The sequence below is a fragment of the Streptomyces sp. SID13666 genome (assembly GCF_010548325.1).
Taxonomy (GTDB): domain Bacteria; phylum Actinomycetota; class Actinomycetes; order Streptomycetales; family Streptomycetaceae; genus Actinacidiphila; species Actinacidiphila fildesensis.
On sequence record NZ_JAAGLX010000021.1, the window covers coordinates 51,057 to 63,721 of the forward strand.

Annotated in this window: 10 protein-coding genes; 3 read left to right on the top strand and 7 right to left on the bottom strand. The window is 71.9% G+C overall.

Annotated elements, in window-relative coordinates:
* Positions 1-4 precede the first annotated feature (4 nt).
* The 6 genes from G3I60_RS24900 to G3I60_RS24925 all read right to left on the bottom strand — a co-directional run bounded on the left by G3I60_RS24900 (position 5) and on the right by G3I60_RS24925 (position 7,973).
* Positions 5-1,108 (bottom strand): winged helix DNA-binding domain-containing protein, encoded by a 1,104-nt coding sequence (locus G3I60_RS24900; RefSeq protein WP_164295215.1) that lies wholly within the window; start codon positions 1,106-1,108, stop codon positions 5-7.
* A 61-nt stretch (positions 1,109-1,169) separates the two neighbouring features.
* The gene (locus G3I60_RS24905; RefSeq protein WP_138358068.1) at positions 1,170-2,336 is read right to left on the bottom strand and encodes an XdhC family protein; all 1,167 of its coding nucleotides are present in this window, start codon (positions 2,334-2,336) and stop codon (positions 1,170-1,172) included.
* A 14-nt stretch (positions 2,337-2,350) separates the two neighbouring features.
* Positions 2,351-3,817 carry an NCS2 family permease gene (locus tag G3I60_RS24910; protein WP_138358066.1) on the bottom strand — a complete coding sequence of 489 codons (1,467 nt, stop codon included), beginning with the start codon at positions 3,815-3,817 and terminating at the stop codon, positions 2,351-2,353.
* A gap of 282 nt (positions 3,818-4,099) precedes the next feature.
* The gene (locus tag G3I60_RS24915; protein WP_203673750.1) at positions 4,100-6,487 is read right to left on the bottom strand and encodes a xanthine dehydrogenase family protein molybdopterin-binding subunit; all 2,388 of its coding nucleotides are present in this window, start codon (positions 6,485-6,487) and stop codon (positions 4,100-4,102) included.
* 2 nt (positions 6,488-6,489) lie between these two features.
* Complete coding sequence (locus G3I60_RS24920) at positions 6,490-7,095, bottom strand: (2Fe-2S)-binding protein (RefSeq protein ID WP_138358064.1); 606 nt, start codon at positions 7,093-7,095, stop codon at positions 6,490-6,492.
* Positions 7,086-7,973 carry a xanthine dehydrogenase family protein subunit M gene (locus tag G3I60_RS24925; protein WP_138358062.1) on the bottom strand — a complete coding sequence of 296 codons (888 nt, stop codon included), beginning with the start codon at positions 7,971-7,973 and terminating at the stop codon, positions 7,086-7,088. The genes G3I60_RS24920 and G3I60_RS24925 overlap by 10 nt, the downstream gene beginning before the upstream one ends.
* 264 nt (positions 7,974-8,237) lie before the next feature.
* Here G3I60_RS24925 and G3I60_RS24930 point away from each other — a divergent pair, with 264 nt between their 5' ends.
* On the top strand, positions 8,238-9,908 hold the full coding sequence (locus G3I60_RS24930) for a PucR family transcriptional regulator ligand-binding domain-containing protein (RefSeq protein ID WP_164295216.1): 1,671 nt from the start codon (positions 8,238-8,240) through the stop codon (positions 9,906-9,908).
* A 141-nt stretch (positions 9,909-10,049) separates the two neighbouring features.
* Positions 10,050-10,787: a hypothetical protein gene (locus G3I60_RS24935; RefSeq protein WP_138358058.1), complete on the top strand. Its 738-nt coding sequence runs from the start codon at positions 10,050-10,052 to the stop codon at positions 10,785-10,787.
* A gap of 70 nt (positions 10,788-10,857) precedes the next feature.
* Here G3I60_RS24935 and G3I60_RS24940 read toward each other — a convergent pair whose 3' ends face one another.
* Positions 10,858-11,631 carry a GntR family transcriptional regulator gene (locus G3I60_RS24940; RefSeq protein WP_164295217.1) on the bottom strand — a complete coding sequence of 258 codons (774 nt, stop codon included), beginning with the start codon at positions 11,629-11,631 and terminating at the stop codon, positions 10,858-10,860.
* A gap of 118 nt (positions 11,632-11,749) precedes the next feature.
* On the opposite strand from G3I60_RS24940, the gene G3I60_RS24945 reads away from it, so the two are divergent.
* A complete protein-coding gene (locus tag G3I60_RS24945; protein WP_164295218.1) occupies positions 11,750-12,574 on the top strand; it encodes a (2Fe-2S)-binding protein in 825 nt (274 codons plus the stop codon).
* Positions 12,575-12,665: the final 91 nt, after the last annotated feature.

Genomic DNA, 12,665 nt, shown 5'->3' on the forward strand with positions numbered 1-12,665 from the left:
ACCGTCAGCCCGCGGGTTCGATCCGGACCTCGTGGGTCTCCGCCGACGGATCGCTGACGGCCAGCAGCCGCGCGCCCTCCGCCATGAGGGCGTCGCGGTCGCCGGCCGTCAGCCGTACGAAGGGCGTGACGATCACCGCGGCGCCGGCCTTCGTACGATCGAACCGCCAGGTGCCGCCGACGAAGCCGTCGACCAGGATCGTGCCGCGGATGATGCCGTTGACCGTCATCACCCGCTTCCGGTACTCGTCGGCGAGGATCCGGGTCCGGTCGGCGTGCGACAGCAGCAGGTTGTCGAAGTCGGCGACGAAGCGGGCCGGGACGGGGACGTCCGGGTCGGGGAGCACCGCGCCGGGCAGATCGTGGAGCTCCCGGCCGTCCTCGTCACGGTATGGACGAAGGTCCAAGCCCGCCACGACCGAGCGCAGCCCGGTCAGTCCCGACCACTTCTGGATGTCGGCGACGGTCGCGGGACCGAACGCCGCCAGGTAGCGCTCGACGACGGGCCCGGGGTCGGGGTCGGCGAGCGGCGCGCCGAGATACTCCTCGACGGTGGCGTAGGTGGGCTGCCCGCTCTCTCCCCACAGCCCGCGCGGCGGCAGCTGCACCAGCGGGGCCCACAGACGCAGCGCCTTCTCCAGCGCGTCGGGCTCGACGCCGGGCCAGCGGACGGCGAGCAGCTCGCGCAGCTCACGGGGGTTGCGCGGGCGCTCGGCGAGGAGTTCACGGCCGGCGGCCACCAGCTCGTCGCGGTCCACGTCGCGCAGCGCCGCGCCTCCCCAGGCCGCGCTCCTGACCATCCGGTCGAACACCGGCTGCAGCAGCGGCCGCAGGAGCAGCGCGTCGCCGGCGCTCACCAGGTGCACGGTGCCGCGCATGAGCGTCAGCCGCACCGCGCCACGGTCCTTCATCAGCTGCGCCAGCTCGTCGAAGGAGAAGTCCCGCAGCCGGGTCCACAGGCCGATGTACGGGGCGTTGGACGCCTGGGACTGCATGCCGAGCAGCCGCTCGATCACCTCGATCGCGGGCACCTTCGCCCGCTCCAGGAGGAGTTGGCGCTCCAGCAGAGCGCGGTTGAGCGTACGGCGGTCCAGCGTCGTCGTCGGCATACCGCCTACGCTACGACGCCTTGCGGACGGTTCCGGTCCTCAACGACGACACGAGCAGGAGCTATGCCGCGGAGGAGCCGACCCGCCGGGCTATCGGGGGTTCGGCCTCGTGGTGGATCGGCGTGTGCGCGCCCGTCAGCGGAACGCCGCTGCCGCCGCGCCGGTGGGCGACGATCTCCGCGGCGATGGACAGCGCGGTCTCCTCGGGCGTCCGCGCGCCGAGGTCGAGACCGATCGGCGAGCGCAGCCTGGCCAGTTCGAGTTCGGTGACGCCGACCTCCCGCAGCCGCTCGAGGCGGTCCAGGTGGGTGCGGCGTGAGCCCATGGCGCCGACGAAGGCGATGGGAAGCTTCAGGGCCCGCTCCAGCAGCGGTACGTCGAACTTGGCGTCGTGGGTCAGTACGCAGATGACCGTGCGGCCGTCGACGCGTCCCGCGGCGGTGGTCTCGTCGAGGTAGCGGTGCGGCCAGTCGACGATGACCTCGTCGGCCTCCGGGAAGCGCGCGCGGGTGGCGAAGACGGGGCGCGCGTCGCAGAGCGTCACCTCGTAGCCGAGGAACTTGCCGACCTTGACGACGGCGCCGGCGAAGTCGATCGCGCCGAAGACGATCATGCGGGGCGCCGGCACGCTGGACTCGACGAGCAGCGTGAGCGGTTCGCCGCAGCGGCTGCCGTCCGCGCCGATCCCGATCGTGCCGGTCCGGCCCGCTTCCAGCAGGGCGTGGGCCTCGGCCGCCGCCGTGCGGTCCCGCTCGGGGTCGCCGAGGCTGCCCTCGTACCGTCCGTCGGCCCGCAGGGCCAGGGCCCGGCCGAGCAGCCCGGCCGGTCCCTCGACGATCCTGGCCACCGCGGCCGTCTCTCCCGCTGCGGCGGCGGCCAGGGCCGCCGTGAACTCCGGCCGCACGCCGGGGTCCACTCGCTGGACGAAGATGTCTATGACGCCGCCGCAGGTGAGCCCCACGGCGAACGCATCGTCGTCCGAGTATCCGAAGCGCTGGAGCACGGGCTCCGCCGAGTCCCCTGACTCCAGCGCTTCCTTGCAGAGCTCGTAGACAGCTCCTTCGACGCACCCTCCGGACACGCTGCCGATCGCGGTGCCGTCGGAATCGACGGCGAGCGCGGCACCGGGCTGCCGGGGCGCACTTCCGCCCACCGCGACCACGGTCGCGACGGCGAACGGACGCCCCTGGCGGCACCAGCGGTGCAGCTCGTCAGCGATGTCCAGCATGGTGAACAGCTCCTCTACTTGACGCCGAGCCAGCTCTCGATGGGGTGGAGAGCGAAGAAGACGAAGAACACCGCCGTGAGCACCCACATGAAGATGCCGGGCTCACGCCACTTGCCCTGCGCCGCCTTGATGGCGGTGTAGGAGATGACGCCCGCGGCGACACCTGCGGTGATGGAGTACGTGAAGGGCATGAGGACCACGGTCAGGAAGACCGGGACCGAGACCGAGCGGTCCGACCAGTCGACGTGCCGGGCGTTGCTCATCATCATCGCGCCGATGACGACCAGGGCCGCCGCCGCGACCTGGCCCGGGACGATCTGGGCCAGCGGGGTGAAGAACAGGCCGGCCGCGAAGAGCAGACCGGTGACGACGCTGGACAGACCCGTACGGGCGCCCTCGCCGACTCCGGTGGCCGACTCGATGAAGACCGTCTGGCCGGAGGCACCGGCGACGCCGCCGATCGCACCACCCGCACCGTCGATGAACAGTGCCTTGCTGAGGCCGGGCATCCGGCCCTGCTCGTCGGCGAGCTTGGCCTCGGTGCCGACGCCGATGATGGTGGCCATCGCGTCGAAGAAGCCGGCCAGCACCAGGGTGAAGACGATGACGCCGACGGTCATGCCGCCGATGGATCCCCAGCCGCCGAACTCGACGTGTCCGAAGAGCCCGAAGTCGGGCATGGAGACCGCGCTGCCGTTCAGCTTCGGGGCCGCACCGCCCCAGTCCTTGTCGGTCAGGCCGCCGACGGAGTTGACGACGACCGAGAGGATCGTGCCGACGACGATGCCGATCAGGATCGCGCCGGGGATGTTGCGGGCCTGCAGCATGAAGATCAGGAGCAGCGTGACGCAGAAGAGCAGGACCGGCCAGCCGGAGAGCTGTCCGCCGACGCCCAGGGCGACCGGGGCGGTGCCCTTCGCGTCACCCTTGCCGACGAATCCGGCGTTCACCAGGCCGATGAGGGCGATGAACATCCCGATGCCGATGGTGATGCCGTGCTTCAGTGCCAGCGGTATCGCGTTCATGACGATCTCGCGGAGCCCGGTGACCACCAGCAGCACGATGATGGCGCCGTAGATCACACACATGCCCATGGCCTGCGGCCAGGTCATGTTGGGGGCCACCTGGGTGGCCAGCACGCCGGAGACGCTCAGTCCCGCGGCGAGTGCGAGCGGTACCTTGCCGAGGAATCCCATCAGCAGGGTGGAGACCGCCGCGGCGAGGGCCGTCGCGGTGATCAGTCCCGCATGGCTGAGCTTGTGACCGCTGGCGTCCGGGCCGGACAGCAGGAGCGGGTTGAGCAGCAGGATGTAGCACATCGCCATGAAGGTCGTGATGCCGCCGCGGACCTCGCGGGGAATCGTCGACTCTCTCTCGGAGATGTGGAAGTACCGGTCGAGCCAGGACCGTCCGGCCGGCGGGCGCGAGCCCGCGCCCGCGTCCTCCGCCGTGGTCTTCAGCTCTACAGGGGTTTGGGTCATGGTGCCGACTCCCAAGGTTCAATGGGACACCCGCACATGGTGTGCGGATTTTGGGATGCTGCTATGGCTGCACGACCCGGGGGACGGCCCGAGGCGAACGGGATGAAGCGGTTTGGCCGGTGCGCGCGGCGGGAGCCGGGCAGGGGCCGGGACGGTGTCCGTCCGGCGGCCGCGGGTGCGGCCGGTCCGGTCGGATGCCGTTGCCACGGAGGCCGAGTGGTGGCGCCTGGGTGGCCCCGGACGGGGCGGGGATCGTCATTCCCCCACCCCGTCCGGAGGTCGTCACGTGCCGGTGAGGTGTTCGGGCCTGACCGGTACGCGCTTGAGTGCCAGGCCGGTCGCGGCGCGGATGGCGGCGACGACGGCGGGCGTGGAGGAGAGCGTCGGGGCCTCACCGATGCCGCGGAGCCCGTACGGGGCGTGCTCGTCCGCGAGTTCCAGCACGTCGACCGGGATGGTCGGCGTGTCGAGGATGGTGGGGATCAGGTAGTCGGTGAAGGACGGGTTCCGTACCTTCGCGTTCTTGTCGACGATGATCTCTTCCATGACGGCCAGGCCGAGGCCCTGGGTGGTGCCGCCCTGGATCTGGCCGACGACCGACAGCGGGTTGAGCGCCTTGCCGACGTCCTGGGCCGCGGCCAGCTCGATGACCTTGACCAGGCCCAGTTCGGTGTCGACCTCGACGACCGCGCGGTGGGCGCAGAACGAGTACTGGACGTGACCGTCGCCCTGCCCGGTGACCAGGTCGAACGCCTGGGTCGGGCGGTGCCGCCACTCCAGCTCGAGGTCGATGGTCTCGCCCTCGATGACATCCACCAGATCGGCGAGCACCTCGCCGCCGTCGGTGACGACCTTGCCGCCCTCCAGGAGGAGTTCGGCGGTGGCCCACGCGGGGTGGTAGGTGCCGAACTTCGCGCGGCCGAGTTCCAGGACCTTCTCGCGGACGGCCTCGCAGGAGTTCTTCACCGCGCCACCGGTCACGTACGTCTGCCGGGAGGCGGACGTGGAGCCGGCGGAGCCGACCTGCGTGTCGGCGGGGTGGATCGTCACCTGCGTGACGCCCAGCTCGGTGCGGGCGATCTGGGCGTGCACGGTGACGCCGCCCTGGCCGACCTCGGCCATCGCGGTGTGCACCATGGCGACCGGTTCGCCGTTGATGACCTCCAGCCGCACGCGGGCGGTGGAGTAGTCGTCGAAGCCCTCGGAGAAGCCGACGTTCTTGATGCCGACCGCGTAGCCGACCCCGCGCACGACACCCTCGCCGTGGGTGGTGTTCGACAGGGCGCCGGGCAGGTCACGGATGTCGATGGACCGGCCTTCCGCGTCACCGGCCAGCCACTGCTGCTCGGGCGGCATCGGCAGCGCCTTGACGCGGCGCAGCAGTTCGGCGACCGGGGCCGGGGAGTCGACCTTCTGGCCGGTCGGCATGATCGTGCCCTGGCTCATCGCGTTGAGCTGGCGGAACTCGACCGCGTCCATGCCGAGCGCGGCGGCGAGCTTGTCCATCTGCGCCTCGTAGGCGAAGCACGCCTGGACGGCGCCGAAGCCGCGCATCGCGCCGCAGGGCGGGTTGTTGGTGTAGAGCGCGACGGCCTCGATCTCGACGTCGTCGATCACGTACGGGCCGACCGCCAGCGAGGAGGCGTTGCCGACGACGGCCGGGGAGGCCGATGCGTAGGCGCCGCCGTCCAGCACGATCCGGCACTTCATGTGCGTGATCTTGCCTTCGCTGGTGACGCCGTGCTCGTACCAGAGCTTCGCCGGGTGGCGGTGCACATGGCCGAAGAAGGACTCGAAGCGGTTGTAGACGATCTTGACCGGCTTGCCGGTGCGGAGCGCCAGCAGGCACGCGTGGGCCTGCATCGACAGGTCCTCGCGGCCGCCGAACGCACCGCCGACGCCGGACAGCGTCATACGGATCTTGTCCTCGGGCAGACCGAGGACCGGGCTGAGCTGGCCGAGGTCCGAGTGCAGCCACTGGGTGGCGATGTACAGGTCGACGCCGCCGTCCTCGGCGGGCACGGCCAGGCCGGACTCCGGGCCGAGGAAGGCCTGGTCCTGCATGCCGACCTCGTACTCACCGCTGATGACGATGTCGGCGCGTTTGGCCGCCTCGTTCGCGTCGCCGCGGATGATCGGCTGGCGGTGCACGATGTTCGGGTGCGTGACGTGGTCCGCGTGGTGGTCGTCGCGGTTCGGGTGCAGGATCGGCGCGCCGTCCGCGAGCGCCGTCTCCTCGTCGATGACCAGCGGCAGCAGCTCGAACTCGACCTTGATCTTGGCGGCCGCGCGGCGGGCGGTCTCCGGGTGGTCGGCGGCGATGATGGCGATCGGTTCACCGTGGTAGCGCACGACGCCGTCGGCCAGGACCGGGGTGTCCTTGTACTCCAGCCCGTACTTGGTGAAGGCGGGCAGGTCGTCATGGGTCATGACGGCGTAGACGCCGGAGGTGGCGAGCGCCTCGCCGGTGTCGATCGAGAGGATCTTGGCGTGGGCGTGCGGGCTGCGGAGCGTGAAGCCCCACAGCATGTCCTCGTGCCACATGTCCGAGGAGTACGCGAACTCACCGGTGACCTTCAGGGTGCCGTCCGGGCGCAGCGTGGACTCGCCGAGGCCGCCCATGGTCTTGCTGCCCTGGGTGATGTTCGTGGGATTGCGGGTAACGCCCATGATCAGACGCCCTCTCCGGCTGTGACGGACGCGCCGCGCGCTGCCGCGAGGCGGACCGCGTCGAGGATCTTCTCGTAGCCGGTGCAGCGGCACAGGTTGCCCGAGAGGGCCTCGCGGATGTCCTGGTCGGACGGGGACGGGTTGCGCTCCAGCAGCTCGTCGGCCGCGACGAGGAGGCCGGGGGTGCAGAAACCGCACTGCACGGCGCCGGCGTCGATGAACGCTTCCTGGATCGGGGACAGGTCCCCGGCCTCGGTGCTCTCACCGGTCTGCCCGTCGGCCGGCTTGGCGGCCCACTTCTGGGCCTCGCCGAGGGGGGTGCCGCAGGCGCCGGTACCGCAGCGGCCGGCCGCGCGGTCCTTGGCGTAGTCCGCCAGGCCCTCCACGGTCACGACGTCGCGGTCCTGGACCTGAGCGGCGGCCACCAGGCACGCACACACCGGAACACCGTCGAGGCGGACCGTGCAGGAGCCGCACTCGCCCTGCTCACAGGCGTTCTTCGAGCCCGGGAGTCCCATGCGCTCGCGGAGGACGTAGAGAAGGCTCTCGCCTTCCCAGACGTCGTCGGCCTCCTGCGGGCGGCCGTTGACATTGAAGGTCACGCGCATGACTGCGTCCTCTCGTTCCCACGGTACTCGTCCCAGGTCCAGCCGAGCGTGCGGCGGGCCATGACGCCCAGCGCGTGACGGCGGTACGAGGCGGTGCCGCGTACGTCGTCGATGGGGTTGGCGGCCCCGGAGACCAGCTCCGCGAACTGCCGCGCCACGGCCGGCGGGATGATCTTGCCGTTCTCCCAGAAACCGCCCTCTTCGAGCGCGGCGGTGAGGAAGTCCTCGGCGACGCGGGCGCGGAGCGGGGTGGGAGCGGCCGAGCCGATGCCGGTCTTGACCGTCCTCGTCTCGGGGTGCAGCGCCAGGCCGAACGCGCAGACCGCGATGACCATCGCGTTGCGGGTGCCGACCTTGGAGAACTGCTGCGGCCCGTCGGCCTTCTTGATGTGCACGGCGCGGATCAGTTCATCGGCGGCGAGCGAGTTCCGCTTCACGCCGGTGTAGAACTCCTCGACCGGGATCAGCCGGGTACCGCGGACGGAGACGGCCTCGACCTCGGCGCCCGCGGCCAGCAGGGCCGGGTGCGAGTCGCCGGCCGGGGAGGCGGCACCGAGGTTGCCGCCGACGCTGCCGCGGTTGCGGATCTGCGGGGAGCCGACGGTGTGGGCGGCGAGCGCCAGACCGGGCAGCTCGGTGCGCAGGTGCTCCATGATCCGGGTGTACGGGACCGAGGCACCCAGGCGGACGGTCTCCTCGGTCACCTCCCACTCCTGCAGCTCACCGATCCGGTTCAGGTCCAGCATCACGTCGGGCCGGCGGTGGTCGAAATTGATCTCGACCATCACGTCGGTGCCGCCCGCGATGGGCACAGCTGTGGGGTGCTCGGCCTTTGCGGCGAGCGCCTCCTCCCAGCTTGCGGGGCGCAGGAAGTCCATGGGGGTTCTCTTCTCGAATCTCGAGCGGGGCTGTTCACGTGTTGTTAACGCTGCGTGGGGCCCAGTACACGGCCCACCACCCTTCCGGGTGCAGTCACTGAAAACATGAAGGACTTGGCTGGCCAGTACTCATGTCTTGTAGATTCCTATGAAAGGGCGCCGTCCGAAACCTCGCGGCATCGGACCGGCAACACCAATGGAACGAACCAGGCGCCACCCTGGTAGGGCTTTGACCAGGCAAGCGTTCGAGACAAGGCGACAACGATGCGGCTGCGCGCACTGCTGGACACCGAGGTTCTGGGCCTGCGCCTGCTCGGTGGTGAGGACGAGCTGGACCGCACGGTCCGTGGCGTGATGACCACGGATCTTCGCGATCCGAGCCGTTATCTCACGGGCGGTGAGCTGGTGCTCACAGGACTCGCCTGGCGGCACGAAGCGGAGGACTCCGAGCGATTCGTACGAATCCTCGCCTCGGCCGGTGTAGCTGGACTCGCGGCGGGCGAGGCCGAGCTGGGCTCCATCCCCGACGATCTGGTGGCGGCCTGCTTCCGCCACCGGCTGCCGCTGTTCGCCGTGGACGAGAACGTCGCCTTCGCCTCGATCACCGAGCACGTCGTCCGGCAGGTCTCCACGGAGCGGGCCGGCGATCTGGCCGCGGTCGTGGACCGGCACCGGCGGCTGATGTCGTCGGGCCCCGCGGGCGGCGGCCCCGACGCCGTGCTGGATCTGCTCGGCACCGACCTGGACCTGCGCGCCTGGGTGTTGTCCGCCACCGGACGGCAGATCGCCGGTTCGGAGCATCCGCTGCCCACCGCGGTGCGTGCCGAGCTCGCCGGCGCCCATCTGGCCGCCATGCGCACCGCCCGGCCCTCCCCGCACCGCACGTCGATCGCGTCCGGCGGCACCACCAACACGTACTCGCTCTTCCCGATCCGCACCGGCGGCACCACCCCCGTGGCCGATGTCCGGGCCACCCTGCTCTCCGACTGGTTCCTCGCCGTCGACGCCGACGCCGGGGACTGGCCCGCGGAGCGGCTCGACCTGCTGCAGGGCGTCACCCAGCTGATCGCCGTCGAGCGGGACCGCCACGACGCCGCGCGCACCGTGCGCCGCCGGCTCGCCCACGAGGTGCTGGAACTGGTCCAGGCCGGCTCGCCGCCGGCCGAGATCGCCGCCCGGCTGCGGGTCGCCGCCCCCGTCCTGGTCCCCGGGCTCAGCGCCGCGCCGCACTGGCAGGTCGTCGTCGCCCGGGTCGACTGGGCGGGCGGCGAGGTGCCCGCGGGACCGGCCGCCCAGATGCTGCTGGAGGAGGCGCTGGTCGACCCGGCCGCCATCGGCCCCGACCCCACCGACCGCATCGCGGTGGCGCACGCGGGCGACGAGGCGATGGCCCTCGTACCGCTGCCGCCCGCCGACCCGTCCGACGGCGGCTTCACCGACGACTGGCGCGCCGACGGCCTGCTCGACACCCTGCGGGGCCCGCTCAGCAGGGGTCTGGCCGACGACGGACGGCTCACCATCGGCGTCAGCGCCACCGTGCACTCCGCCGAGGGACTGCGCGGTGCCCTGGAGGAGGCCCGGCACGCCCGCCGGGTCGCCGCCGCCCGCCCCGGGCGGGTCTGCGTGGCAGGGCACGAGGAGCTCGCCTCGCACGTCCTGCTGCTGCCCTTCGTGCCGGACGACGTCCGCCGCGCCTTCACCGCGCGGCTGCTCGACCCGCTGCGCGCCTACGACCGGCGGCACCGCGCCGAGCTCATCCCGACCCTGGAGGCGTTCCTGGAGTGCGACGGCTCCTGGACCCGCTGCGCGACCCGGCTGCATCTGCACGTGAACACTCTGCGGTACCGTATCGGCCGGATCGAGCAACTGACCGGGCGTGATCTCGCGCGTCTGGAAGACAAGTTGGACTTCTTCCTCGCGCTCCGCATGAGCTGACGCCGTCCCGGCGGACCCTCGATCACTCGGATCAGGAGCAATTGATCACCGCCCTCTTGGCGCGGGCCCCTGCGGCATGCTGGACTTCGACCACTTGGCTCGACGATGCGCTTGGGGGGGTAGGTTGTGGCGGATACCGCCATGCCGGAATCTGTGGTGGGCACGCCCGATGTGTGGCGCCTCAGGGCCCGCGGCTGCTGGGCGGAGGCGGCGGCGATACTCGCCCCGTACTGCGCCGACAGCCCGGATACGGCGCTGCGCCGGGCCGCCCTGCTCGTCGAGGGCTGCATGTTCACCCTCGACGGCTGGTCCGAGGCGGAGGACGCGCTGCGCTCCGCCGAGGCGCTGGCCGGGAGTGACGAGGAGCGGGGCGCCGCCGCGTGCGAGCGCGGCCATCTCGCCTACGCCGCCACGCTCTTCTCCGTCCGTGACCGCGCCGACGAGGCCCGGGCCGCGTTCGGCCGCAGCGCGGCGCTGCTGAGCCAGGTGTCGCCGGGAAGGCCGCTGCTCGACTTCCGCCGTGGTCTGTTCGCCGAGAACGTCGCCCAGAACCCCACCGCCGCCCGCGCCGCCTACCGGCGCGCCCACGCGGGCGCCGTCGCCCACGGCGACGCGCTGCTGACCTCGTTCACCTGGCGCCATCTGGCCGGGCTCGCCGCCGCCGACGGCGATCTCGCCGAGGCGCACCGGGGCTTCACCGAGTCGCTCCGCATCCGCGTGGACATCGGCTATCTCGTGGGCACGGCCCCGGCCATGCTCGCCCTCGCCGAGGTGGAGCCGGAACCCGCAGCGACGGCGCTGCGGGCCGAGGCCGCCCGCCTGCACGCCCTGCTGGGCGGAATCCCGGTCTGGCTCCCCCACCCGGCGGAAAGCGCCTGATCCGGGGACCGGCTGGTCCGGAGTCCGGCTGATCCGCAGTCCGGCTGATCCGGCGGGACCGGCCGGCCCGTTAACCCCAGGCGGAGCCGGAGAAGTGTTCGCGGACGAGCGATTCGACCGTGACCACGTCTCCGGCCACCAGCGCTTCCAGCAGCACGGCATGTTCCGTCGCGTCGGCGAGCAGTTCCGCCGGGCGCGACGGAGTGCGGGACGGTCCGGACACCGGCCACTGGGAGCGCCGGTGCAGCTCGTCCGCGACGGCGACCAGTTGGTGGTTGCCGGAGAGTTCGAGCATCGCGCGGTGGAAGAGCCGGTCGGAGTCCGCGTAGGCGGCCCGGTCGCCGCGTGCGGCCGCGGCGACGGTGGCGGCGGCGAGCGGGCGCAGCGCCTCCCACCGTTCGGGGGCGATGGTGCGGGCGAGGCCGAGGACGACGGGCACCTCGATGAGGGCCCGGACCTCCGCCAGTTCCGCGAGGTCGCGCGCACTGCGTTCGGCGACCCGGAATCCCCGGTTGGGCATGGCCTCGACGGCGCCCTCCCGGGCGAGCAGCTGCATCGCCTCGCGGACCGGTGTGGCCGACACGCCGTAGCGCTCGGCGAGCGAGGGCGCCGAGTAGACGGCGCCGGGCCGCAGTTCACCGCTGACCAGGGCGCTGCGCAGCGCGTTCAGCACCTGGTCGCGCACCGAGTACCGCTCGGGCAGCCGCCGCTCGGCGGGGACGGTGTCATCGGCCGGCCCGGCGCATGCCGCGGCATGCGGGTGAGTTCCGCGGACCTGCCCGGGACGGCGGGGCGGCGGGACGGACGGGGTTCCCGCAGGGCGCGCGGCGGCGGTGTCGTTCACCGGGTCCTTCCCTCTTGGACGGCACCACTCGTGTGGCGTAGTGCCGTTAGGTTAAACCCCCACCCCATCGGATAAGGTAAGCCTTACCTCCCTTGGAACCCTTTCTGGACGGTCCGCCATGCTCGCCATGCCTGTCACCGCGCCCGCCTACGCACGCCTGACCGGGGCGTATCCCTCGCTGCGCGTGACCGAGGAAGCGCCCCGCAGCGGGGACGGCTGGGTGCGCGCCGATGAGCTGGCGGCGGGCGGAGCGGCCCTGGACACCTTCCTGGTCTGGGACGAGCAGCAGGTGCTGCGCGACCACGGGAAGCGCGCCCGCCCCGATGTGATCGCCGGCTTCGGCCTGCACCGCTACGCCTGGCCGGCCTGTCTGCTCTTCACCGTCCCCTGGTTCCTGCACCGCAGGGTCCCGTGGCTGCCGGTGTCAGACGTGTCGTTCCACCGCACCCAGGGCCGGCTGACCGTCCGCACCCACGACTTCAGCTGCCTGCCGGACGACCCGGCCGCCGTTCTCCCCGGAGCCCGCGTCGTGCACTCCGAGGAGGCGCTGCGCCTGGCGCTGCGCTCCGCGCTCGCCGAGCACCTCGGGCCGCTGCTGGACGGCTTCCAGCCCCGGCTGCGGCGCGGCCGGCGCGCCCTGTGGGGCATGGCGACCGACGAGGTCACCGAGGGACTGTGGCGGGTCGGGCAGCTGCTCGGCGAGGGCGAGCGGGCGATGTCCGAGCTGACGGCCCTGCTGCCTGGCACCAGCGCCCCGTACACCGGCGGCGCGGGCTTCCGCGAACTGCGCGCACCCCGGCCGCTGCCGGACCGCGTGCCGTCCGGCACCCGGGACCGGGTCACCTGCTGCCTGTTCTACACGGTGCGCCCCACGGAGACCTGCGGCACCTGCCCGCGTACGTGTGACGCCGATCGGATCGAACGTCTGGCCGTCGCAAGCTGACCTGTTCGACCTTTCCATCCATAGGCGTGTTATTCCGGCGAAACCTCTTCACGCCCGTGCGCCGTTCGCCAAGATGGCGCCCGTAAGCCGT